Below are 24,061 nucleotides of genomic sequence, written 5' to 3' on the forward strand. Positions count from 1 at the left end.
CCCCGCAATTTGAGTCTGGAATACCTTTTCAGGCCACCAAAGCGCCGACGAGGCTGTCTTGGACCCAGGTGAGCCACTGGTACACGCCAAGGTGCTCGCGGCGCATGTCGTCGTCGGGCGGCTCGTCCGGCATGTCCTCCGCCACGTCCAGCGCCGTGCCCAGCGCCAGCCGGACGTCGTTGAGCGCCGCCAGCCAGCCGTCGGCCTGCTCGCCGGTCAGCTTGATCCGGCCGCCCTGAGGTGGGCAGGTCTCCAGCACCAGCGCGGCCACCCCGGTCTTGGCCTCCAGCAGCCCCGGCTCGTGCAGCGACCGCATCGCCCCGGCTGCGTCCGACTCTTCCTCGTCGGTCTCGCCGGTGATCGGGTCGCGCCGGTAGAAGTCCGGCAGGAGCCGCGCCAGCACGCGGTCCTCGGGCGGCGTCGTCGGCCCGGTGCGGATGCCGGTCAGCTCTGCCAGCTCGTCCTTGGGCGCCTCGTCGGACCGGGCGGCGAGCATGTCCTTGATCTGCCCCACCAGACCCCGGATGACCGCGGCTTCCTGCTGCGACAGCTCGGCCTGCACATGACCGTTCTTGCGGGTCCAGCCTTCCACTCAGGAATCCTTCTGCATCGTCGCCCACAGGCCGGCGGCGTGCAGCTTCGCCACGTCGCCCTCGACCTTCTCCTTGGAGCCCGAGGACACCACCGCCTTGCCCTTGTGGTGCACGTCCAGCATCAACTTCGTCGCGTGATCCCGGGTGTAGCCGAAGATCTTCTGGAGCACGTGGGTCACGTAGGACATCAGGTTGACCGGGTCGTTCCACACCACGGTCACCCACGGCTTGTCCTCGGTACCGAATGCGTCCGGTTCGAGTTGCGCGCGCTCGATTTCAGCGGGCGAGGTCATGCCTCCATCGTCGCACGCTGCCGTCACAGCAGTGTCGACCGCACGGGCAAACCCGACACACGCACTGGATTTGCGCCACTTCCGCCACCCGGCACCCGTGTGTCCGGCGAGCGGCATTCGACCACGCGCGACTCCGGGAACCCCGAATCCGGTGTTCCTCCAGGTGACCACCCAAGCGCACCCCGGCCGGCACTATTTAGTCTCAGCGGCATGAGCTCTCCGACGGGCAGCACTGCGCTGCTGACGGACCAGTACGAGCTGACGATGCTCGCCAGCGCGCTGCGGGACGGCACCGCGCTCCGCCCGTGCACCTTCGAGGTGTTCACCCGGCGCCTGCCGGACGGCCGGCGCTACGGGGTCAACGGCGGCACCGGCCGGATGCTGGACGCGATCGAGAACTTCCGGTTCGGCGAGCCGGAACTCGAACAGCTCGCCGCCACCCGCGTCGTGGATGACGCGACCCTGAAGTGGCTGCGCGGCTACCAGTTCCAGGGGCAGGTCGACGGCTACCCCGAGGGCGAGCTGTTCTTCCCCGGCTCGCCGCTGCTGACCGTGCGCGGCACGTTCGCCGAGGCCGTGGTGCTGGAGACGCTGATCCTGTCGATCCTCAACCACGACAGCGCGATCGCGGCCGCGGCGGCGCGGATGGTGTCGGCGGCCAACGGTCGCCGGATGATCGAGATGGGCTCGCGGCGCACCCACGAGGAGTCGGCCGTGGCGGCGGCGCGGATCGCCTACCTCGCCGGTTTCACCGCCACCTCGAACCTGGAGGCGGGCCGCCGCTACGGCATCCCGACCGCGGGCACCGTGGCGCACGCGTTCACCCTGCTGCACGACTCCGAGCGCGCCGCCTTCGAATCCCAGATCGCCTCGCTCGGCACCGACACGACGCTGCTGGTCGACACCTACGACATCACCCGCGGCATCGAGCTGGCGGTGGAGGTCGCCGGGACCGGCCTTGGCGCGGTCCGGATCGACTCCGGCGACGTCGGCGTGCTCGCCCGGCAGGCCCGCGACCAGCTCGACCGGCTCGGCGCGACGGGTACCCGGATCGTCGTCTCCGGCGACCTCGACGAGTACGCCATCGCCTCGCTGCGCGCCGAACCGGTCGACGGCTACGGGGTGGGCACCGCGCTGGTCACCGGCTCCGGCGCGCCGACCGCCGAGATGGTCTACAAGCTAGTGGAGGTCGAGGGCCGCCCGGTCGCGAAGCGGAGCTCGCACAAGACGTCGCGCGGCGGCCGCAAGGCGGCGGTGCGGCGGCACAAGGAAACCGGTACCGCGGTGGAGGAGGTCATCTTCCAGATCGCACCGGGCGCCGCCGAGCCGGTGCTCGGGCCGCACGACCGCTTCCTGCAGATCCCGCTGATCCGCGACGGGAAGCGGGTCGACGACGTGCCGACGCTGGAGAACGACCGGCAACGGCTGCGGCACGCGCTGGTGACCCTGCCGTGGGAGGGGCTCAAGCTCTCGCACGGCGAACCGGCCATTCCGACGGTCTTCCACGAGGCCTGAGCCCGGCGCTTCCCGCGGGGCCCGGTGGCGCTTCAGAATTGCGGTAACGGCGGCGAGGGGGTCGTGATGACCAAGGCTTTGATCATCGTGGACGTGCAGAACGACTTCTGCGAGGGCGGATCGCTCGCGGTGGCCGGCGGCGCGGGCGTGGCGACGGAGATCTCGCGGTACCTCGCGGGGTTCGACCACGACCACGTGGTGGCAACCCGCGACTACCACATCGATCCCGGTGCCCACTTCAGCGACGAGCCGGACTTCGTCCGCTCCTGGCCGCGGCACTGCGTGGCGGGCACCCCCGGCGCGGCGTTCCACCCCGAGCTGGACGTGGGCCCGGTGGAGGCGGTGTTCTCGAAGGGCCAGTACAGCGACGGCTACTCCGGTTTCGAGGGCATCGACTTCCGGGACCGGCCGCTGCGCGACTGGCTCGCCGACCACGGCGTCCGCCGGGTCGACGTCGTGGGCATCGCCACCGACCACTGCGTCCGCGCCACGGCGCTCGACGCGGTCCGATCCGGCCTGGAGACCACGGTGCTGCTGGAGCTGACGGCAGGTGTGTCCCGCGAAACGGTCGACGCGGCGCTGTCGGAGCTGGACTCCGAGGGCGTGAACCTCATCGGCGAACCGGTGGTCCGGTAGCCGCGTTTCCGCTGGCCAGGGACCAGGCGGCGCCATCGGGGAGACCGAGCGAGGGCATGGCCGCGGAACTGGCCGAGCACGAGCTACCTCGGCGTGCGGGGGGAGCTGCGGAGTTCACCGGCCGTCGAGGTGCTCGAGGACGAGGTGGGTCGGGTGGTGCACGGCCTGCGGCGAATTCCCGAGAGTCTTCGAAAAACTCGCGCGACGCTACGAACTCCGCGGAATTGCCTCACCACGATGCTGCAGTTGTTCCCGGACCACGACTGCCCCGCCGCGCCCCCGGCGAACCGCGCATGCAGCAGCGCGCGGTTCGCCGGGGCATCGGGGCTCGTGGACAGGGGTGCGCGGTAGTTTCTTCTCGTGCCCACCTCTGTCCCGCGATGGTCCGACCCGGTTGCGTTCGAGCCCGACGAAGACGACGAGCTGCCACCGGAGATCGCCGCCGACCTCGCCAAGGTGGGCAAGCGGGACGCGCCGGAACTCCCGCTGACCGCCAAGCCCAAACAGGACATCCCGGACCTCGCGACCCTGCTGGAGATCGCGATCGGGGCGGTCGGCGGCGTGCCTCGCGAGGGCCAGGCCCGGATGGCCCAAGCCGTCGAGCACTCCATCGGCTCTGGCGAACATCTGGCCGTGCAGGCCGGCACCGGCACCGGGAAATCGCTGGCGTACCTGGTACCGGCGATCCGGCACGCCGTCGCCGAAGGCACCTCCGTGGTCGTCTCGACCGCGACCATCGCCCTGCAGCGCCAGCTCGTCGACCGGGATCTCCCCCGGCTGTCCGCCGCGCTCGCCGACGCGATCGGCCGGCCGCCGACGTTCGCGATCCTCAAGGGCCGCCGCAACTACCTGTGCCTGAACCGCGTGCACGGCAACGCTCCCGAAGAGCCCGACGACGGCGCGCTGTTCGACGCCTTCGCCGCGTCCGCGCTGGAGCGGCAGGTCAAGCGGATCCGGGAGTGGGCCACCGAAACCGAGACCGGCGACCGCGACGAGCTCGTGCCCGGCGTCACCGACCAGGCGTGGCGGCAGATGTCGGTCACCGCCAAGGAATGCCTCGGCGTGCACCGCTGCCCAGTGGGCATCGACTGCTTCGCCGAACGCGCCAGGGCCGAGGCCGGGCGCGCGGACATCGTCGTGACGAACCACGCGCTGCTGGCCATCGACGCCCTGGACGACCGGCCGGTGCTTCCCGAGCACGACGTCGTCCTGGTCGACGAGGCGCACGACCTGGTGGACCGGGTGACCTCGGCGGCCACCAGCGAGCTGACGGCGGGCGCGGTGCGGATCGCCGCGCGGCGCTGCGGGCGGGCCATCGACGAAGAGGTCGCCGACCGGCTCAACGAGGCCGCCGAGGGGCTCGATCTGGTGCTGCAGTCGGCGAATCCCGGTCGGCTGGAAGAACTCCCGCAGGACCTGGGCGGCGCCCTGACTGTGACCCGCGACGCCGCGTGGGCCTGCATCAACGCCCTCGGCCCGGAACGAAAGGAAGACGCCGAGGGCAGCACGGCGCGCAAGCTCGCGCACGCGGTCACCGAAGAGGTCCACGACACCGCGGTCCGGCTGCTGGAGGCCTTCGACGACGAGAAGCAGTTCGACGTCGTGTGGGTGTCGGCGGAGCCGAACCGCCCACCGACCGTGCGGGTCGCGCCGCTGGGGGTCGGCGCGCTGCTACGGGAACGGCTCTTCGGGCAGCGCACCACGGTCCTGACGTCGGCGACGCTCGCGCTCGGCGGCTCGTTCGACACACTGGCCCGGCAGTGGGGCCTGCCGCCACAGCAGCAGTCCCGGCCTGTCTCCGGGATGGCCACCGCGAAGGAGGTACCCTCCGACACCAGCGATCCCAAGTGGACCGGGCTGGACGTGGGTTCTCCGTTCGAACACCAGCGCAGCGGCATCCTCTACATCGCCAAGCACCTGCCGCCGCCAGGCCGCGACGGGCTGCCACCGCAGTACCTGGATGAGCTGACCGAGCTGGTGCAGGCAGCCGGCGGGCGCACGCTCGGGCTGTTCTCGTCGATGCGCGCGGCCAAGCAGGCGTCGGAAGAGCTGCGCGAGCGGCTCAGCACGCCGGTGCTGTGCCAGGGGGACGACTCGACCGCGCTCTTGGTCCGCAGGTTCGCCGAAGACCCGGAGACCTCGCTGTTCGGCACCCTGTCGCTGTGGCAGGGCGTGGACGTACCCGGCGACTCGCTGCAGCTGGTCGTGATGGACCGGATCCCGTTCCCGCGCCCTGACGATCCGCTCGCCTCGGCCCGGCAGAAAGCGGTGTCCGAACGCGGCGGGAACGGGTTCATCACGGTTGCGGGCACGCACGCCGCCCTGCTGCTGGCGCAGGGCGCCGGCCGGCTGCTGCGCGCGCCGAACGATCGCGGCGTGATCGCGGTGCTGGACCCCAGGCTGGCCACCGCCCGCTACGGCGGTTTCCTGCGCGCCTCGCTGCCGCCGTTCTGGACCACCCACGACCCGGAGGTCGTCCGCGGGGCCCTGCGGCGGCTGTCCTCCGCCGCCGCGGAGGTCTAGCGGCGGTCTAGCGGCGGTCTAGCGGCGGTCTAGCGGCGGTCTAGCGGCGGTCTAGCGGAGCCGCAATTTCAATTGAAATCGGAGGTCCGATTTCCATTGAAATTGCGGGAATCTCTGGTCGGGGACGGCACGGAAGCGAGATTTGGAGCGTCGTGATCTCGTTCGAGGACTTCTTGCGCCGCCTGCCGAAGGCGGAGCTGCACTGCCACCTGGTGGGTGCCATCCCGGCCGAAACGGCCTGGGAGATCGCCGTCCGCAACGGAGTCGCGCTGCCCGCGTCTGGCCGGAGTCGCTCTACGACTTCGGCCGGTTCTACGAGTTCATCGAGCGGTACACGCAGGTCGCGGAGGCCATGCTGACCCGCGAGGACTTCGCGCAGGCGGCCTGCGCGACGCTCCGGGAGGGCTACACCTGGCGGGCAACGTCCAGTACCGGGAGACGTTGTCCAACCCATCGACCACTACTGCGGCGGGGCGGCCTACCCGGGCCAGGTCGACGGGTTGACCGACGGCATCCGGCAGGCCGAGCAGGACTTCGGGGTGCGCTGCCAACTCATCCCGTCGATCAACCGCATGGAATCGCCGGCCGTCGCTGTCGACATGGTGCGCAACGTGCTGCGCCGCGACGAGGTCATCGGCATCGGACTGGACGCCGCGGAGCCCAGCGGGCCGCCGGAGAACTTCGCCGAGGCGTACCGACTCGCAGAGGACGCCGGGCTGCACCGAACCGCGCACGTCTGCGAGGACTACGCGGGCTTGGACGGCGGTCCGCCGGCCAACGCGCTGACGGCGCTGAATCTGCTGCACTGCGACCGGCTGGACCACGGCTACAACCTGCTGGCCGACCCGGCGGCGCTGGCCAGGTGCCGGGACGCGGCGGTGCCGTTCACGGTCTGCGAGCCGGGCGCGATTGCCGAAGCGCCGCGAGAACATCCGCGCGATGATCGACGCCGGGCTACCGGTGAGCCTGCACAGCGACGATCCGGCGATGCACGGCGCAGACCCCGGCGAGGTCTACATCGGTGCGGTCACCGCGTTAGGCCTGGACGTGGACGGCGCGATCGACCTCTGCCTCGCGGCGGTCGACGCGGCGTCGCTCGACGGCACCGATCGCCGCGACCTCCGCCGCTCTTTCCAACAACAGATCGCCGACCTCCACGCCCAGCTCTGACGACCGGTTTCCGCTGCTCACGTGGCCGCGAGTGCTTCGCGGTGCAGTGGAGGCCGTTTGGGGAGGTGCTGGTGTGGAGCGAACGGACCGTTCGTGCCGCCTACGAGCCTGTTGCGTTTTCGGCGAAAACGGCTGAACCGAAGTACCAAATCAGTCTCGATCGCCGCCGTTTGTCCGCCAGTGGCCATCTCAGCCGTGATCGATCGGTTACGGTCCGTGGTGGGCGTAATTTTGCAACAGGCTCCTACCGAGGCGAACAGGCCGTTCGCTGCACACCGGTTGGCGAGGCAGAACCAGACCACTCCCGCAAGGGCGACCAACGGGACCGCCAGGCAGGACGAGTTCCCGGGAACGGCCTCCGCAGCACGAACCGCACTCACGGACTCCCACCGGGCGAAACGCCGGGCCACCCTGGCAGCCGGGATCGAGGTGGCTGGTTTGTAGGTGATCGACAACTCGGCGCTGGGCTTTATGTTTCGGCGGGGTTGGCGGGTAGGTTGAGCTCGCCGCGCCGATCGGGTCGCGCCGAGGGCGCCCGATTCGACGAGAACCGCTGGTCGCGGAGGCTTTCCGACAGGCCGGAAGCGGTCTCGTCGGGCGCGGCACGGGTCGCCGGTCCGGCAATGCCACCGACCGACCACGTTGTCGATCTACCGCTAGGGAGACGCTGTGTCCGCACCACGCCAAGCTGCGCCCGCCGCGAACCTGGCCAGGACTGTGGTCTTCGCCGCATTCATCGCCGTACTCGGGATCTTCCCCGGCTTCTACCTCGGCGGCGCGGCGGTACCGGTTGTGCTGCAGAACGCCGGACCGCTGCTGGCCGGCAGCATCCTGGGCGCCCGCCGAGGCAGTGCGGCCACGCTCCTGTTCCTCGCCCTGGTCGCGATCGGCCTCCCCCTGCTGTCCGGTGGCCGCGGCGGCATTGCGCCGTTCATCGGGCCCAGCGGTGGATTCGTGGTCGGCTGGGTGGCGGCGGCTGTCGTCGTCGGCCTGATCGTGCAGCGCAGCCTGCCCAAGCCCGGACTGTTCGTGCTGCTCGCGGCCAACGTCGCCGGTGTCGCCGTGGACTACCTGATCGGCATCCCGTACTGGGGCCTGGTCATCGGCGACCTGCGTACTGCCGCCCTGCAGTCGCTGGTGTTCCTCCCCGGCGACGCCGTGAAGCTCGTCGCCGTCTCGCTCGTCGCCATCGCGGTGCACCGCGCCGTCCCGGCAACCCTGACCGGCTCGGCGCGCCGCGCCACCGCCGAGGGCTGAGCGTGCTACCGATCCTCGGCCGCTCCCCCGCTTCGCGCGTCTCGCACGCCGGAACCGCGCTGGATCCCCAGGAGCTGCTCGCGCGGGCCACCCGCGCTGCGCAGCTCCTACCGCCCGGCTCCCGGGTCGCCTTCGACGGCGGCAACGCGCTGACGCGCTTGATCCACTTCCTGGGCGCGGATCTCGCGGGCTGCGCGACCCTGCTCCTCGAACCCGCCTGGACCGACGGCGACCGCGCAGCGGTCCTCGCCGACGCCCGCCCAGACCTGGTGCTGAGCCTGGACGAGTGGCCCGGACACGCCGCCGACGAAGGCGAACGGACCGTTCGCGCCGCATGCTCAATGCCCGCCGGCAGCGAGCTCACGCACTTCTACCTGCCCACCACCTCCGGGAGCAGCGGCTCTCCGAAGGTGCTGATCCGGTCGCGGCGGTCGTGGCTTCGCAGCTTCGCCGCGCTCGACCTGCCGTTGGCCGCTCGGGATCGCGTGTTGGTGCCCGGGCCGCTGGGTTCATCGTTGTTCCTCTTCGGCGCGCTGCACGCGCTGCATTCGGGTGCAGAGGTGGAGCTGTTGGACAAGTGGTCCGCGGCCGACGCCGCCGACGCTTCGCAGCGGGCCACCGCCGTCCACCTCGTGCCGGCGATGCTGTCGGCGCTCTTGTCCACTTTGGAGCGCGATCCGGTCTTGCGGGCCGAATGCGGTTTGCGCACAGTGGTTTGCGGTGGGGCGAAGGTCGACGAAGCGTTGGAGGAACGGCTCGACAAGGTACTTCCCGGGTGCGAGCTCGTCGAGTACTACGGGTCGGCGGAGCATTCGCTGATCGCGGTTCGGCGGGGTGGTCCGCTGCGGCCTGTGGTCGACGTGGAAGTGCGCGATCCCGTCGACGGCGTCGGGGAACTGTGGGTGCGCTCCGAGCTGGTCTTCGACGGCTACCTCCGCGGCGGCGAGATCGTGCCAGCGGCGACGGAGGACGGCTGGTCGACGGTCGGCGACCGCGCGGCACTGCACTCCGACGGTTCGCTGGACGTTCTCGGTCGCGCCGGGTCGGCGATCAACACCGGTGCCCGGATCGTCGGCGCGGAGGAGGTCGAGTCGGTGCTGCGCGGCGCCGAAGGCGTGTTTGACGTGCTGGTTTGCGCAACCCCGCATCCGAGGTTCGGCGAGCTCGTCACGGCGGTCGTCGAGATCGACCCGGTCGCCCCGCCGTCCCTGCGCGAGCTGCGGGCGAGGGTCCGAGGAGCGCTGGACCCGGCGAAGCGCCCCCGGCGCTGGCTGGCAGTGCACGTGCACGACCTGCCCCGAACGGCGTCCGGCAAACCGGCGCGCGCCGTGATCGCGGAGCGCCTGCGCGCCGGAACCCTTCGCACGGAGGCGTTGTGAACCGGACTCCTGTCGTGATCGCGGCGCGCCGCACTCCGATCGGCGAGGCTGGTGGGCTGCTGCGCCACGTGCCCGTCGACCGGCTCGCCGCGCCCGTGTTGCGCGCTGTTCTCGACGATGCCGGTGTGGACACAGTGGACGATGTGCTGCTCGGCAACGTCCTCGGCCCCGGTGGGAATCCTGCTCGGGTGGCGGCGTTGCGCGCCGGGTTGGGCGAGGCCACACCGGGCATGACGATCGATCGGCAGTGCGCGAGCGGGCTGACCGCGATCACCACCGCTGCGGCGGTGATCCGCGGCGGAGCCGGGGACTGGTTCATCGCCGGCGGTGTCGAGAGCCCGTCGTCCGCGCCGTGGCGGGCATGGCGACCGCGCTCGGCGACCGAACCGCCCCGCTTCTACAGCCGTGCGCCGTTCGCACCGGCCGAGATCGGCGACCCGGACATGGGCTCGGCGGCGGACCTCGTGGCGTCCGAAGCCGGGATTTCGCGGCAACGCCAAGACGTTTTCGCCGCCCGCAGCCACGAACGCGCCATCGCCGCGCAACGAGCGGGGCGCTTCGACGCTGAGCTGGTGCAGATCGGGAGCACCGCAGCGGATGAGCGGCCGCGCGAGGGTTTCACGGCCGAACGCCTGGCCCGTTTCCGGCCCGCGTTCACCCCGGACGGGACCGCGACCGCGGCGAACTCATGCGGGATCAACGACGCGGCGGCCGCCGTGCTGATCACCACCGAGGAGCAGCGCCGCCGGCTCGGCGTTCCGGGGCTGCGGCTGCTGGACTGGCGCACCTCGGGAGTCGATCCGAACCGACTCGGCCTGGGCGCGGTGCCCGCCATGCAGGAGCTGCTCAACCGGCACACCCCGGGAGTCGTCGAGTTCAACGAGGCCTTCGCCGGGCAGACTCTTGCCTGCCTGGACGCCGCGGGCATCGACGAGCAGCTGGTCAGCCCCGACGGCGGCGCCATTGCGCTCGGCCACCCCTGGGGCGCCTCCGGCGCGGTGCTGGTGGTGCGGTTGTTCAGCCGGATGGTGCGGGCGGACGGGCCGCGCATCGGCCTGGCGGCGCTGTCCTCGGGCGGCGGGCTGGGCGTGGCCACGATGTGGGAGCGAGTGGGTTGATCGAGTTCGAGGAAGTCGGGCACAGCTACGACGAACGCACCGTGCTGGACGGGGTGGACCTGCGGCTGGTCGAGCGGCGCGTCGCGTTCGTCGGGGCGAATGGCTCGGGCAAGTCCACCCTGGCTCGGATGATCAACGGCCTGGTGCACCCCAGCCGCGGCCGGGTGCTGGTCGACGGGGTGGATCCGGTGCGCGACGGCCGGGCGGTGCGACGACGCGTGGGGTTCATCTTCACCAACCCGGACAGCCAGATCGTGATGCCCACCGCGGGCGAAGACGTCGCGTTTTCGCTGCGCAGGCAGGGCCTTTCCAAGGCGGAGCGGCAGCGCCGGGCCGCGGAGGTGCTGGCGCAGCACGGGCTGGAGGGCTACGCCGACCACCCGGCGCACCAGCTTTCGGGCGGACAGAAACAACTGCTGGCGCTGTGCTCGATGCTGGTGCTGGAGCCGGACGTGCTGGTCTGCGACGAGCCGACGACGCTGCTCGACCTGCGCAACAAGCGGCACTTCGTCGACGTCCTCGGCGGGCTGCGGCAGCAGGTCGTGCTGGTCACCCACGACCTGGACCTGCTGGACGACTTCGACCGGGTGGTGGTGCTCGACGCGGGCAAGGTTGTCGCCGACGACGAACCGGCCGCGGCCATCCCGTACTACCGGGAGCTGATCAAGTGAGCCCGCTCGGCCTGTACGAACCCGGGAGCAGTCCCCTGCACCGGCTCGGGGCCGGCTGGAAGTTCTTGGCACTGCTGGCTTTCGCAGTGACGACGTTCGTGCTGCACTCGCCGCTCGCGCTGGCCGGGTGCGTGCTCGGCGTCGCGGTCGCGTACCTGGTCGGCCGGATCCCACCGCGCCGCTGCTGGCATGCGGTGCGGTTGCTGATCCCGCTGCTGCTGGTGGTTTTCCTGCTGCAGTGGTGGATGCTCGGCCTCGACAGCGCCGCGGTGGTGTGCCTGCGGCTGCTCGGCGCGCTCGCCGCCGCGAACCTCTTCACCCTGACCACCAGGGTCGACGACCTGGTCACCGCCGTGGAGCGCGGGCTGGGCCCGCTGCGGCGCTTCGGCGTCCGGCCGGAACGGATCGGTCTGCTGGTGGGCCTGACGCTCCAAGCGGTGGCGGCGCTCTCGACGATCGCGACGCAGGTGCGCGAAGCGCAACGAGCCCGAAACGCGGAGCGCTCCTTCCCGGCCTTCGCGGTGCCGTTCCTGGTCCGCACCCTGCGCCACTCCGACGAACTCGGCGAAGCCCTCGCGGCCCGCGGCGTCGGCGACGACTGACTTCGTTCGGCTACCCGGTCAGCACAGGACCCGTGAGTACTTTTGGGCGCTATGCCCGGATCCACCGAGTTGGTTTTGGCGTGGGTTGTTGATCAAGGTCTTGGGGGTGTTGATCGATAATGCTGGTGGTGGGTGTGCGGAGTCCGCCGGCCTGGTGGTCCGGCTTATCCACTGTGGTCTCCGGTCGGCGCCCGTAGGCGGGTGTGGTCAGGGGCAGGCCCCGGCTGGCGGGGGGTGGGTTGCGGTGAACAGGCTGGTGAAGGCCTGTTTCCAGTGCCAGTCGGCCGGGAGGTGCAGCACGATGCGGCGGGCGGAGCGGGCGATACGGGCCGGGATCGTGATGAGGTGCCGCCGCAGGGTGGTGGTGCGGGCTTTGGCGTGGAACTGCGACGCGAGACTGCCTGCGGCACGCATCAGGTTGTGGGTCAGCGCGGCCAGGGACAGCCAGGCGCCGTTGGCGGCGAGCTGCCCGGAGGGCAGGTGGGCCGCGGCGGAGTCGTTGAGGTCGGCGAAGACTTGCTCGATCGTCCCGGCGCGGCCGCGGTGCTCGGCCTCGGCGGTGAGCAGCTCGTGCGGGGAGTCGGTGAAGATCGCGTGATAAAGCCAGACCGGGAACAACTCGCCGGTGGCATCGGTGGTGGTGATCCGGGTGCGGCGCACGATCAGCCGGGCGGTGACCGCACGGCCGGGATTCTGGGTGACGTTGGTGAACGCCTCCAGTGTCGTTTCGGCGATCTCGCCCTCATAGATCCACTGCTTGGCGCGGTCGTCGAAGACCGGCCGGTTGAAACGCACGGTCTGCCATGTGTTCTCGTCGATCCCGGCGATCGCGGCCTTCACAGTCGCGGTGTGTTTGGCGGTGACCGAGAAATACGCCCCGGCTTTGCGGATCGCGGCGATGACCGGGCCGGTGAAAAACGCCGAATCACCCCGCACCACGATCGTCCCCGTCGCACCACACGCCCGGGCCGTCTTGATCGCCGAGGTGATCAGTGACGCCGCGCCGCGGGCGGAATTGGCGTTACCACCCCGCATCCGGGTCGCCGCCACCACCGGCGCCGTACCGGGGGTGGAGATCGTGGCCATCAGATAGTTCAGGCCCCGCACCTTCGTATACCCATACGCCGAGCCCTGCTTCCCCGCCCCGTAGACCTCTTTGATCTTCGAGTCGATATCGACGAACACCAGCTCATCGGCCCCCGGCAACAACCCGCACCGCCCGGCCAGGCGTTCCAGCACGATCCGGCCCAGCTTCTCCAGCTGCGCCACATGCCCATAGGTGAACCCACGCAGAAACGTGCCCAGCGTCGACGGCGCCCGGATCCCGTCGAACAACCGCGACATGCCACCGTGGCGGATCACACCCAGATCCTCGAACGAGTCCGCACCACAGGCCATCCCCGCCACGATCGAGGACACCTTCACACCCGGATTCGCCCCCGCCGACCCCACATCCGGCGACAATTTCACCGTCTGCTCAGCCAGATCAGCCACCCCGACCTGCTCGGCCAGCCGCAACACCGGCACCAATCCCGCACACGACACGAGATTCGGATCATCGAACCTCACCGACACCGCGCCGACACTATGCGATGCTTGCATCCAGCAGATGCCCTCTCATCCAGGAACCGATTGTCTCTCTTGCAAGAACAATCATCCCAGGCCAGAGGGCATCTGCCCCACCACGACACGACCCCCGCCTGCACAAACTTTCACCACAACACCGGTGGATCCGGGCTATGGCACCACAAAACGCTCACGGGTCCTGTGCTGAGCTGCTGGATCTTGCTCAGCGGACGCCTACTGGACGCGGCGAAGCCGGGACTTTAGGCCCTGGTATCGATCCCGCCGCAGTGGCCAAATTGATGGTTACCGGGGAAACCCGGCGACCGGCCCGAGGATGCAGTGGCCTTGACGACCAATCAGGCCGCCAGAGACCTAGCAATCGAAAGATTGCAAAACATTCTCGGGCCCGGCCTATGTCTGCGCCCGTTCTCGGCCCGCCTCCCAGTTCCCGCTGCTCCGCGGTCGTGAGCATTTTTGGGCTGCTGTAGAGGCTGCTTTGGAAGTGATCGTCCAAGTTGCGGTAGGGCGGGCTTTTGAAGCGGCGCAGCCGCTTAGCCCACCCCGCCGCTCGCACCAGCTCGCACCGCCGCGGGTTCTCAGACGTCTTCTGGCTACGACGGCCCCGAGGCGGCGTATTGGTCCATGAGTCGGCCCGGAGACCAGACGGCGACTGAGGTTCCGCCGCGCACGACGAGTTCGGAAACAGCCGCTACAGCGACCCGAAGCAACTCCCGACCAGCTGCCTGCGGCCACGGCCACGGCCACGGCCACGGCCACGGCCACGGCCACGGCCACGGCCAGGGTCAGCGCCACTGCGCCAGGACCGTGACGGTGCCCGGGTCAACCTCGGTGAAACCGGCGTCGCGGACCATCGCCACCCGTGCCTGCCGCCAAGCCGTTTCCGGATCGTCGCGCGGGTGCAGGCACGCCCAGGTCGCCGCGTCAGCCTGCCGCACCGAGCAGCGGAACCCGTCGGCCGCCCAACCCTCCAGCTCGGCGTCCAGGCCCGCCCCGTGCAGCTGCGCCGCCAGGATCATCGTCGCGTGCCCGACCTGCGCCGCGGACTTCCCGGCGCTCATCGGCACATCGGGGTTCAGCCACAGCGTCGGGGCATCCGGTGCCGGCTCTCCCGGCTCGTCGGCGGCCAACTCGCTGCCGGAGATCTGCAACCGGCTGAGCTCCTTGGGCATGTCCGCCACGCGCATCGGCAGGAACGCCCGCACCTCGGCGTTGCCCACCCGAACGGTGTGCCCGGGCAACGACTGGACCGCTTCCCAGTGCGCGCCGCGCGCCCGCCGCGCCACCTTGCGGATGCGCCCGGAGATCCAGGTGTGCATCGCCTCGTGCCACTCACCGCCCGGCTTGCAGCGCTCGTCAAGGCACACCGCGATCGCCGCCGCCGCGGCCGCTTCCAGCAGCGCCGTGCGGTCCGGCGGCTCGCGGCGCTCGATCCTCAGCACCATCGGCATCAGGACCACGTTCTCCGGGTCCTCGTCCGAGGTGTCCGCAGTGGTCTCCCCCGGCAGCGCCAGCCACGAGGCGTACCGGGCGATCAGCGGGTCGAGGACGGCGAGGGCGGCGGAATCAGGCACACCACGATTATCCGGTTCCTGGCCACCGATATTCCGCCCCACCGCGGACGTCACACGTCCAGCGGTACCCGCCGCAGCACACCGTCCTCGGCGTCCGCCGTCTCGATCTCGGCACGCGTCACGCCGAGCACGAACAGCACGGTGTCCAGGAACGGGTACGACAGCGCGGTGTCGGCGACCTCCCGCAGCGCGGGCTTGGCGTTGAACGCCACCCCGAGCCCGGCGGCCGTGAGCATGTCGATGTCGTTGGCCCCGTCGCCGACCGCGACGCACTGCGCCGCCGGCACCCCGAACAACTCGGCGAACCGCCGCAGCGCCTTGGCCTTGCCGGGGCGGTCCACGATCTCCCCGACGACCCGGCCGGTCAGCTTGCCGTCCACGATCTCCAGCTCGTTCGCGGCGCTGAAGTCCAGCCCGAGCTCGTCCACCAGCTGGTCGATGATCTGGGTGAACCCACCGGAGACGACGCCCGTGTGGAAGCCCAGGCGGCGCAGCGTGCGGATGGTGGTCCGGGCGCCGGGGGTGAGTTCGAGCTCCGAGGCGACGTCGTCGAGCACCGAGGCGGGTAGGCCCTCCAGCACGGCGACCCGCTGCCGCAGCGACTCGGCGAAGTCCAGCTCGCCGCGCATGGCCCGCTCGGTGACCTCGCGGACCTCCTGCTCGCAGCCGGCCCGCGCGGCCAGCATCTCGATGACCTCGCCCTGGATGAGCGTGGAGTCCACGTCGAAGACCACCAGCCGCTTGGCGCGGCGGGCCAGCCCGGTGCGCTCGACGGCCAGGTCCACGCCGATGCGCGCGGCCAGGTCAGCCATCGCCGAGGTCAGCGCATCGTCCGAGCCCTCGCCGTTGTCCGGGACGCTGACCTGCAGTTCCAGCCCGGTCACCGGGTAGTCGGCGACGCGGCGGATGGAGTCGATGTTCACGCCGATCTCGGCCAGGCCGCGGGCGACCTCGCTGAAGCTGCGGGCGGTGACCGGCTGCCCGAGCACCACGACGACGTGCGTCGAGCCGAGCTTGGCGGCGCCGCCGTCCTCGGTGCCGATCGCCACGTCGACGGTCATGCCGACGGTGGCCATCGCCTGCTCGACGGCCTCCTGCAGCTGCTCCGGGTCGCGTTCGGTGGACACCAGCACGCCTAGCACCAGCCGACCACGGATCACCACCTGTTCCACGTCGACGATGTCCACCCCGTGCCGGGTCAGCGCGGCGAACAGCACGGAGGTGACCCCCGGCTTGTCCTTCCCGGTCACGGTGATCAACACGGTAGTCGCGTTCACGACAGCGGTATTCCTCTCTAGACCCCAGACAAACGTTGAACCCCGGCGGGACACAGCCCGCCGGGGCTCAACGTCGAGCTAACTCCACCCTGGCACAGTTCTGCCGTGCGGGGCTAGCGCCCAAGTCACTTCTCGAAGTCCTCCGAGACACCGACCGCCGGGTTCGCCTCGTGCTTGTGCGCGAGGGTCTTGCCGGTGAGGCTGAGATGCCCCTCGAGCCGCATCCGCTCGGCGATGTGCGGGTAGTGCAGCTCGAAGGCCGGCCGCTCGGAACGGATCCGGGGCAGCTCGGTGAAGTTGTGCCGCGGCGGCGGGCACGAGGTCGCCCACTCCAGGGAGTTGCCGTAGCCCCACGGGTCGTCGACCGTGACGACCTCGCCGTAGCGGTAGCTCTTGAAGATGTTGTAGAGGAACGGCAGCATCGAGGCGCCCAGGATGAACGCGCCGATCGTGGAGACCGTGTTCAGCGCGGTGAACCCGTCGGACTCCAGGTAGTCGGCGTACCGGCGCGGCATGCCCTCGTTGCCCAGCCAGTGCTGCACCAGGAATGTGCCGTGGAAGCCGATGAAGGTCAGCCAGAAGTGCAGCTTGCCCAGCCGCTCGTCGAGCATCCGCCCGGTCATCTTCGGGAACCAGAAGTAGATGCCGGCGAAGGTCGCGAACACGATCGTGCCGTAGAGCACGTAGTGGAAGTGCGCCACCACGAAGTAGGTGTCCGAGACGTGGAAGTCGACCGGCGGCATGGCCAGCAGGACACCGGTGAGACCGCCGAAGAGGAAGGTGACCAGGAAGCCGACGCTGAAGATCATCGGCGTCTCGAAGGTCAGCTGCCCCTTCCACATGGTGCCGATCCAGTTGAAGAACTTCACGCCGGTCGGAATCGCGATCAGGAACGTGGTGAAGGCGAAGAACGGCAGCAGCACGGCGCCGGTGGCGTACATGTGGTGCGCCCACACCACGACCGACAGGGCCGCGATGCCCAGCGTCGCGAGGACCAGACCCGTGTAGCCGAACAGCGGCTTGCGGCTGAAGACCGGGAAGATCTCCGACACGATGCCGAAGAACGGCAGCGCGACGATGTAGACCTCGGGGTGGCCGAAGAACCAGAACAGGTGCTGCCAGAGGATCACGCCGCCGTTGGCCGGGTCGAACACGTGCGCACCGAGGTGGCGGTCGGCCATCAGGCCCAGCAGCGCGGCGGTCAGGATCGGGAACGCCATCAGGATCAGCAGGCTCGTGACCATGATGTTCCAAGTGAAGATCGGCAACCGGAACATCGTCATGCCCGGGGCGCGCAGGCAGACCACGGTGGTCAGCATGTTGACCGCACCGAGGATGGTGCCCAGACCGGAGACCGCCAGACCGGCGATCCACATGTCCGCGCCGTGGCCCGGCGAGTGCAGGGCGTCCGACAGCGGGGTGTAGGCGAACCAGCCGAAGTCGGCGGCGCCACCCGGCAGCAGGAAGCCGCTGACGACCATCAGGCCGCCGAACAGGTACAGCCAGTAACCCAGGGCGTTCAACCGCGGGAACGCGACGTCCGGGGAACCGATCTGCAGCGGCAGGATGTAGTTCGCGAAGCCGAACAGGATCGGCGTCGCGTACAGCAGCAGCATGACCGTGCCGTGCATGGTGAACAGCTGGTTGTACTGCTCCTGCGACAGGAACTGCAGCCCTGGAACGGCCAGCTCCCCGCGGATCAGCATCGCCATCAGGCCGCCGACCAGGAAGAACGCCATCGACGTGACCAGGTAGAGGATGCCGATTTGCTTGTGGTCCGTGGTGCGGAACATCCGCGCCAGGAATGACCCCTTGACCGTTTTGCGCACCGGATAGGGGCGCGTGGCGATCGGCTGTGGCGCGACGGCCGTCACGGTGCCTCCTGCACTCCCTTTTGAAGCCTCATCGAACCCGACTGGGTCCGCCCCGACCCGGTTGGGCCGGTTGACAGCACGCGACACCCTGCAGGACCCCTGCAGCACAAGCCAGTCGCGATGCCTGCCGACTGCGGATACTAGTCCGGGACTCCGGCTGTACTTCGGCCGGGCCGTAGCCACCCTATTCATTGGGACGGGCACCGTCACCCGCAGTGAGATTCACCCGACAGTGCGCGCACGCGCGACGTCGCCCGCACGCGCCCGCGGGGCGCCGGTTAGCCTACGGGCAAGAGGTCCGGCAGCCCACTGCGATCAGCCGCTACCGATCAACGGGCCGCCCTGGGACGACGTCCACCAAATCCTGGAGGGGAAGCACGTGCGGAGGAGCACGATCATCGGCGCCGTGCTGGCCGGCGGTCTCGCACTCGCGGGCTGCACGCCGAGCGAGGCACCCAGCGACCAGCCCCCGGCCCCCGGCACGCCGCCGCCCGCGACAGCGCAGCAGCACGCCGAGCACGGCACCGGGTCGACCGGCGAGCACACCGCGACGGACCGCGAGTTCGCGCAGCAGCTGCTGGCCAACCGGCAGCAGGTGTCGAAGCTGGCGGACCTGGCCGCCACCAACGCGCAGAGCGCCGAGGTCAAGTCGCTCGCCGCGGAGCTCAAGCAGTCGGTGCAGCCGCAGGTCGAGCAGCTGAACGGGTTCCTGGACTCCGCCGCCGGCCAGCAGTCGGGCAGCGCCCCGGAGGACGAGGCCGAGAACTCCGCCGACGCGGGCCTGCAGACCGACCAGCAGCTGCAGCAGCTCTCGAAGGCCTCGGGCGCGCAGTTCGACCAGCAGTGGAAGCAGGCGATGCTGTCGCTGCAGCAGGGCGCCGGGAAGCTGGCCCGCACTGAGCAGGAGGAAGGCTCGGCGCAGGTGATGCGCAAGCTGGCCGAGGAACTCGTGGCCGACGAGCAGCAGACGACGACCAAGCTCAACTCGCTCTGAGCTGACACGGTTTCAACAGGTGAAGGGCACCTTCTGCCAACTCGGCAGAAGGTGCCCTTCGCCGTTGGTGCGGTCGGGGCCCGAGCCGAGATCGAGATTCGCCGAGCGCACGGCCGCGACTACCGCTACGCCGGCTATGTCCTGCGTCCCGAGAACGAGGAGAGCACCGAGATGTGGACCACCCGCCCGGAGACCAACGCCGACGTCCCAGCGATCCGCGCGGTCAACCTCGAGGCCTTCCCGACCGCCCTGGAGGCGGACTTGATCGAGGCGCTGCGCAAGGATCCGGCGTGGATCGACGGACTGTCCATTGTGGCCGAGGACGCGAACGGTGAGGTCGTCGGCCACTCGCTGCTCACGCGCAACCACGTCGACGGCTTCCCGGCGCTGACCCTCGGGCCGTGCGCGGTGCTGCGGCGTTACCAGCGCACCGGAGCCGGTACGGCGGCGATCCGGGCCGGGCTGGAAGCGGCACGCGCGATGGACGAGAAACTGGTCCTGGTGCTCGGGCATCCCGAGTACTACCCGCGCTTCGGGTTCAAGAGGGCGTCGGAGTTCGGGATCGGCTTGACGATCGAGGTCCCGGACGAGGCCATGATGGCTCTCCCCCTCGACCCGGAAGCCGAAATCCCCAGCGGCAAGGTCGAGTACCCGGCCCCGTTCGGCATCTGACCCACGGGTGAGTCGCGGGTGCGCAGCCAACCAGGCTACGCACCCGCGCCCTCGGTACTACGCGGCGTCGAAGCCCCCGGCCTTGATGCGCCCGACGAACGAACCCCAGCCGGACGCCCCGACCCACAACGCGGGCCCGCCCCGGTCCTTCGAGTCCCGAACGCCCACGGCGCCACGCCCGAGCCGCACCTCGACGCAGTGATCATTGCCGCCACCGCTGTAGCTGCTCTTTAACCACTCATCACCAGCGACGATCCGAACCTCAACACAGTTGTCACTGTTGTTGGAGCTGTAGCTGCTCTTGAACCATCCGGTGTCCGCCATGCTCAGCTTCCCTTCTGAAGTTTGCGCTTCATAAAGTGAACTGTTTCCGACCGACTCAGCGCAAGCTCGCAAAGCTTCGCGAATGCACGCTCCAGGCAACGTGTGTCGGGCTCCTTGTCGAAGTAGGTTGCCGGACCGTACACGACTGGCAGCGAACCAATGGTCCGCAGCACCTCGCCAAACCCGAACAGCGTGAGCCCTCCGTGCTGTGCTGGGTTGTTTCGCACAGCAGCGGGAACGACCTGCACGGTCAGTCTTGGCTGAGCATCAACCATGCTCAAGACGTGGGTGACCTGCTCACGCATGACCTCCGAACTGCCAACGACCGCGTCGAATGCATCGTCGGTGAACAGCAGGTGCACTTCCTTGTCCTTTTTGGACTCGAAAACCCTGCGCTGCCTCTCCAACCTGATCGCGGCGCGATCGAGACGTTCCTGATCAGCGGCTTCATCCCACCAGATGCCGTGCGACAGCTCCATAAGCGCCTCCACGTACGCCGGGGATTGGACCAGCGCAGGGAAGATTCCCTTCTCGTAGGAGCGGACGGTCGTAGCCATCGCCTCCAGGTACGCGACTCGCCGGTAGGCACCCGGGCCGAGGTCGGTGTACGGCTCGTCGTTCGGCTTCTTGCGTGCTTCCTCGCCGAGCGCGGCCAGCTCACGACGGAGCTGCTTGCCCGCGCCGAGAAAGGTGATCAGCTTTTCCAGTTCGTCCCGCGTCAGCGTGGCTTTGCCGTCCAACAGCCGGATCAGGCGTTGCCGGTTCTTCCCGATGTGCGCCGCCGCAGCATCGAGCGACCGACCCGAATCCTCGCGCAACTGCCGCAACGCCTCACCGAGGAACAACCTCGGCAACGTCGGAACTGCCTCGCCCACCGGGAAACCTCCGTACTGGTCTCAGCCGCACCCGATCAGCATTCCCCGATCAGGGCAATGACTGGGGTACATGTACCCCAGTATTCTCGATCTTGCGAGGGGCACATGTACCCCAAGTCCGAACACCGGGGCGCGGAAGACATCAGCACCAGCTTAGAGCGCACCGCGGATCATCCGGTCGGCCAGCATGTTCAGCTTGGAAAGAGTCGGGGCATAGGCGATGTCGACGTGACGGCGTGCGCGTGGATAGACCGCTGCTCGATCAACTACACGATCTACGGCGAGGAAGTGGAGCTCCGATTGGGCGGCAACCTGGACGGCTTCTACCTGACAACAACCGAGACCGGCCTGGAGAACCTGGTCGCCAAGAGCAGCGCGGCCCTCAACGCCCTCCGCGCGGCGCATGACGACACCTGAACACGATGAGAGTCCCGCTCACCTGGCGGAGCCGGGCGGGCGGGACTCTCTGTCGACGTCGTCGCGCTCAGTCCTTCTTGCGGCGGAAGAGGCGCAGGATCGGGTCGTAGCGGCGGTCCGCCACCCGCTCCTTCAGCGGGATCAGCGCGTTGTCGGTGATCTGGATGTTCTCCGGGCAGACATCCGTGCAGCACTTGGTGATGTTGCACAGGCCCAGGCCGTGTTCGCCGTGTGCTTCCTCCGGGCGGTTCTCCGCCGCGTCCAGCGGGTGCATTTCGAGCTCCGCCACCCGCATCAGGAAGCGGGGCCCGGAGAACGCCTGCTTGTTGTCGTCGTGGTCGCGGATGACGTGGCAGGTGTTCTGGCACAGGAAGCACTCGATGCACTTGCGGAACTCCTGCGACCGCTGCACGTCCACCTGCTGCATCCGGTACTCGCCCGGCTCCAGGCCTTCCGGCGGCGCGAACGACGGGACCTCGCGGGCCTTCACATAGTTGTAGGACACGTCCGTGACGAGGTCCTTGACCAGCGGGAACGTCCGCATCGGCGTGACCGTGATCGTCTCGGCCGGCTCGAACGTCGACATCCGGGTCATGCACATCAGCCGGGGGCGGCCGTTGATCTCCGCCGAGCACGAGCCGCACTTGCCCGCCTTGCAGTTCCACCGCACCGCCATGTCCGGGCACTGGGTGGCCTGCAACCGGTGGATGATGTCGAGCACCACCTCGCCCTCGTTGACCTCCACGGTGTAGTCGCGGAGCTCGCCGTCGTCCGAACCGCGCCACACCCGGAAGTGCGCCTGGTATCCCATCAGAGCCCCTTCACCTCGACGTACGCCAGTTCTTCCTCGGTGTAGTACTTGCGCAGTTCCTCGACCTTGAACAGCTCCAGCAGGTCCCCGCGCATCGGATCCTGCGACTGCTCGACGACCTCGACCTGCTCGTCGCCGATGCCGCACACGAGCAGCTTGCGCCGCCACTTCGACTCCATCACCGGATGGTCGTCGCGGGTGTGGCCGCCGCGGCTCTCGGTGCGCAGCAGCGCCGCCCGCGCCACGCATTCGCTGACCAGCAGCATGTTGCGCAGGTCCAGGGCCAGGTGCCAGCCCGGGTTGAACTGCCGGTTGCCCTCCACCGCGAGGTGTTCGGCGCGGGCCTTGAGGTCCCGCAACCTCTCCAGCGCCTGCCGCATCTCCTCGCCCTTGCGGATGATGCCGACCAGGTCGTTCATCACCTGCTGCAGCTCGGCGTGCAGCGCGTAGGGGTTCTCCGCGTTCGGCGCGGCAGCGGACTCGAACGGGTCCTGCGCGCGACGGGCCGCAGCGTCCACATCGGACTGGCCGATGTCCGGCCGCGCCCCGAGCCCCGCGACGTACTCGGCGGCACCGGCGCCCGCGCGGCGGCCGAAGACCAGCAGATCGGACAGCGAGTTGCCGCCCAGCCGGTTGGACCCGTGCATCCCGCCGGCCACCTCGCCGGCCGCGAACAGCCCCGGCACCCGGGACGCCGCGGTGTCCGGGTCCACCTCCACGCCGCCCATCACGTAGTGGCAGGTCGGGCCGACCTCCATGGACTCCGCGGTGATGTCCACGTCGGCCAGTTCCTTGAACTGGTGGTACATCGACGGCAGCCGCTTGGTGATCTGCTCCGCGGGCAACCGGGTCGCCACGTCGAGGAACACCCCGCCGTGCTGCGAACCCCGGCCTTCCTTCACCTCGTTGTTGATCGCGCGCGCCACCTCGTCGCGCGGCAGCAGCTCCGGCGGGCGGCGGTTGTTGTCCGGGTCGTCGTACCAGCGGTCGGCTTCGTCCTCGTTGTCCGCGTAGTTGTCCTTGAAGACCTCGGGGATGTAGTCGAACATGAACCGGCGGCCCTCGGAGTTGCGCAGCACGCCGCCGTCGCCGCGCACCGACTCGGTGACCAGGATGCCCTTCACGCTCGGCGGCCACACCATGCCGGTCGGGTGGAACTGCACGAACTCCATGTTGATCAGCGACGCCCCGGCTCGCAGCGCCAGCGCGTGCCCGTCGCCGGTGTACTCCCACGAGTTCGAGGTCACCTTGAACGACTTGCCGATCCCGCCGGTGGCGAGGATGACCACCGGCGCCTGGAGCAGCACGAACCGCCCGGACTCCCGCCAGTACCCGAACGCCCCGGCGATCCGGCCGTCGTCCTTGAGCAACTCGGTGACCGTGCACTCCTGGAAGACCTTGATCCGGGCCTCGTAGTCGCCGTGCTCGGCGTGGTCTTCCTGTTGCAGCGACACGATCTTCTGCTGCAACGTGCGGATCAGCTCCAGCCCGGTGCGGTCGCCGACGTGCGCCAGCCGCGGGTACTCGTGACCGCCGAAGTTGCGCTGGCTGATCCGGCCGTCCGGGGTTCGGTCGAACAGCGCGCCGTAGGTCTCAAGCTCCCACACCCGCTGCGGCGCTTCCTTCGCGTGCAGCTCCGCCATCCGCCAGTTGTTCAGGAACTTCCCGCCGCGCATGGTGTCGCGGAAGTGAACCTGCCAGTTGTCGCGGGAGTTGACGTTGCCCATCGACGCGGCGATGCCGCCCTCGGCCATCACCGTGTGGGCCTTGCCGAACAACGACTTGCACACCACTGCCGTGCGCAAGCCCTGGGACCGCGTCTCGATCGCCGCGCGCAGGCCCGCACCACCGGCGCCGATCACGACGACGTCGTACTCGTGCCGTTCGATCTCCACCATCAAC

General features: G+C 69.4%; 22 protein-coding genes and 1 pseudogene. 13 read left to right on the plus strand and 10 right to left on the minus strand.

Annotated features, from left to right (window positions below):
- Positions 1 to 28: 28 nt before the first annotated feature.
- Together DL519_RS24415 and clpS are read right to left on the minus strand one after the other, a co-directional pair.
- The gene (locus tag DL519_RS24415) at positions 29 to 592 is read right to left on the minus strand and encodes a DUF2017 domain-containing protein (RefSeq protein WP_168586813.1); all 564 of its coding nucleotides are present in this window, start codon (positions 590 to 592) and stop codon (positions 29 to 31) included.
- The gene (clpS, locus tag DL519_RS24420) at positions 593 to 886 is read right to left on the minus strand and encodes an ATP-dependent Clp protease adapter ClpS (RefSeq protein ID WP_190818245.1); all 294 of its coding nucleotides are present in this window, start codon (positions 884 to 886) and stop codon (positions 593 to 595) included.
- A 210-nt stretch (positions 887 to 1,096) separates the two neighbouring features.
- Here clpS and DL519_RS24425 point away from each other — a divergent pair, with 210 nt between their 5' ends.
- The 10 genes and pseudogenes from DL519_RS24425 (at position 1,097) to DL519_RS24470 (ending at position 11,757) form a co-directional block, all read left to right on the plus strand.
- The gene (locus DL519_RS24425; protein WP_190818247.1) at positions 1,097 to 2,401 is read left to right on the plus strand and encodes a nicotinate phosphoribosyltransferase; all 1,305 of its coding nucleotides are present in this window, start codon (positions 1,097 to 1,099) and stop codon (positions 2,399 to 2,401) included.
- A 66-nt stretch (positions 2,402 to 2,467) separates the two neighbouring features.
- Positions 2,468 to 3,037 (plus strand): nicotinamidase, encoded by a 570-nt coding sequence (locus tag DL519_RS24430; RefSeq protein WP_168586810.1) that lies wholly within the window; start codon positions 2,468 to 2,470, stop codon positions 3,035 to 3,037.
- Positions 3,038 to 3,397: 360 nt separating this feature from the next.
- Positions 3,398 to 5,560 (plus strand): ATP-dependent DNA helicase, encoded by a 2,163-nt coding sequence (locus DL519_RS24435; protein WP_190818249.1) that lies wholly within the window; start codon positions 3,398 to 3,400, stop codon positions 5,558 to 5,560.
- A gap of 539 nt (positions 5,561 to 6,099) precedes the next feature.
- Positions 6,100 to 6,405, plus strand: a pseudogene (locus tag DL519_RS50340) (hypothetical protein); the annotation flags it as partial.
- A gap of 64 nt (positions 6,406 to 6,469) precedes the next feature.
- Complete coding sequence (locus tag DL519_RS48960) at positions 6,470 to 6,730, plus strand: amidohydrolase family protein (protein ID WP_190818251.1); 261 nt, start codon at positions 6,470 to 6,472, stop codon at positions 6,728 to 6,730.
- Between the two features lie 669 nt (positions 6,731 to 7,399).
- On the plus strand, positions 7,400 to 7,987 hold the full coding sequence (locus tag DL519_RS24450; protein ID WP_190818253.1) for a biotin transporter BioY: 588 nt from the start codon (positions 7,400 to 7,402) through the stop codon (positions 7,985 to 7,987).
- Between the two features lie 2 nt (positions 7,988 to 7,989).
- A complete protein-coding gene (locus DL519_RS24455; RefSeq protein ID WP_223839489.1) occupies positions 7,990 to 9,366 on the plus strand; it encodes a class I adenylate-forming enzyme family protein in 1,377 nt (458 codons plus the stop codon).
- Positions 9,363 to 10,484, plus strand: coding sequence for a thiolase family protein (locus DL519_RS24460; protein WP_190818255.1), 1,122 nt, complete (start codon positions 9,363 to 9,365; stop codon positions 10,482 to 10,484). The genes DL519_RS24455 and DL519_RS24460 overlap by 4 nt, the downstream gene beginning before the upstream one ends.
- Positions 10,481 to 11,155: an energy-coupling factor ABC transporter ATP-binding protein gene (locus DL519_RS24465; RefSeq protein ID WP_168586806.1), complete on the plus strand. Its 675-nt coding sequence runs from the start codon at positions 10,481 to 10,483 to the stop codon at positions 11,153 to 11,155. The genes DL519_RS24460 and DL519_RS24465 overlap by 4 nt, the downstream gene beginning before the upstream one ends.
- Positions 11,152 to 11,757 (plus strand): energy-coupling factor transporter transmembrane component T family protein, encoded by a 606-nt coding sequence (locus tag DL519_RS24470; protein WP_190818257.1) that lies wholly within the window; start codon positions 11,152 to 11,154, stop codon positions 11,755 to 11,757. Before DL519_RS24465 ends, DL519_RS24470 begins: the two co-directional genes overlap by 4 nt.
- A 207-nt stretch (positions 11,758 to 11,964) precedes the next feature.
- Here DL519_RS24470 and DL519_RS24475 read toward each other — a convergent pair whose 3' ends face one another.
- The 4 genes from DL519_RS24475 to ctaD form a co-directional block, all read right to left on the minus strand.
- Entirely contained in the window at positions 11,965 to 13,359 is a 1,395-nt protein-coding gene (locus DL519_RS24475; protein ID WP_190814282.1) for an IS1380 family transposase, read from the minus strand.
- A 767-nt stretch (positions 13,360 to 14,126) separates the two neighbouring features.
- A complete protein-coding gene (locus DL519_RS24480; protein WP_190818259.1) occupies positions 14,127 to 14,915 on the minus strand; it encodes a peptidyl-tRNA hydrolase in 789 nt (262 codons plus the stop codon).
- A gap of 50 nt (positions 14,916 to 14,965) precedes the next feature.
- Positions 14,966 to 16,192 (minus strand): phosphoserine phosphatase SerB, encoded by a 1,227-nt coding sequence (gene serB, locus DL519_RS24485; protein WP_190818260.1) that lies wholly within the window; start codon positions 16,190 to 16,192, stop codon positions 14,966 to 14,968.
- Between the two features lie 125 nt (positions 16,193 to 16,317).
- Positions 16,318 to 18,066: an aa3-type cytochrome oxidase subunit I gene (gene ctaD / locus DL519_RS24490; protein ID WP_190818263.1), complete on the minus strand. Its 1,749-nt coding sequence runs from the start codon at positions 18,064 to 18,066 to the stop codon at positions 16,318 to 16,320.
- A gap of 379 nt (positions 18,067 to 18,445) precedes the next feature.
- Between ctaD and DL519_RS24495 the strand changes: the two genes are divergently transcribed.
- Both DL519_RS24495 and DL519_RS24500 read left to right on the plus strand, forming a co-directional pair.
- A complete protein-coding gene (locus DL519_RS24495) occupies positions 18,446 to 19,060 on the plus strand; it encodes a DUF305 domain-containing protein (RefSeq protein ID WP_190818265.1) in 615 nt (204 codons plus the stop codon).
- 51 nt (positions 19,061 to 19,111) lie between these two features.
- Positions 19,112 to 19,732, plus strand: coding sequence for a GNAT family N-acetyltransferase (locus DL519_RS24500; protein WP_317891390.1), 621 nt, complete (start codon positions 19,112 to 19,114; stop codon positions 19,730 to 19,732).
- A 57-nt stretch (positions 19,733 to 19,789) separates the two neighbouring features.
- Here DL519_RS24500 and DL519_RS24505 read toward each other — a convergent pair whose 3' ends face one another.
- Positions 19,790 to 20,056, minus strand: coding sequence for a DUF397 domain-containing protein (locus DL519_RS24505; protein WP_190818267.1), 267 nt, complete (start codon positions 20,054 to 20,056; stop codon positions 19,790 to 19,792).
- Between the two features lie 2 nt (positions 20,057 to 20,058).
- Positions 20,059 to 20,901, minus strand: coding sequence for a helix-turn-helix domain-containing protein (locus tag DL519_RS24510; protein WP_190818269.1), 843 nt, complete (start codon positions 20,899 to 20,901; stop codon positions 20,059 to 20,061).
- 135 nt (positions 20,902 to 21,036) lie between these two features.
- Here DL519_RS24510 and DL519_RS47155 point away from each other — a divergent pair, with 135 nt between their 5' ends.
- A complete protein-coding gene (locus tag DL519_RS47155; RefSeq protein WP_223839490.1) occupies positions 21,037 to 21,348 on the plus strand; it encodes a hypothetical protein in 312 nt (103 codons plus the stop codon).
- Between the two features lie 67 nt (positions 21,349 to 21,415).
- Here DL519_RS47155 and DL519_RS24520 read toward each other — a convergent pair whose 3' ends face one another.
- On the minus strand, positions 21,416 to 22,159 hold the full coding sequence (locus DL519_RS24520) for a succinate dehydrogenase/fumarate reductase iron-sulfur subunit (RefSeq protein WP_190818271.1): 744 nt from the start codon (positions 22,157 to 22,159) through the stop codon (positions 21,416 to 21,418).
- Positions 22,159 to 24,057: a fumarate reductase/succinate dehydrogenase flavoprotein subunit gene (locus tag DL519_RS24525; protein WP_190818273.1), complete on the minus strand. Its 1,899-nt coding sequence runs from the start codon at positions 24,055 to 24,057 to the stop codon at positions 22,159 to 22,161. Before DL519_RS24525 ends, DL519_RS24520 begins: the two co-directional genes overlap by 1 nt.
- Between the last annotated feature and the right edge of the window lie 4 nt (positions 24,058 to 24,061).

The sequence above is a fragment of the Saccharopolyspora pogona genome (assembly GCF_014697215.1).
GTDB lineage: Bacteria > Actinomycetota > Actinomycetes > Mycobacteriales > Pseudonocardiaceae > Saccharopolyspora > Saccharopolyspora hattusasensis.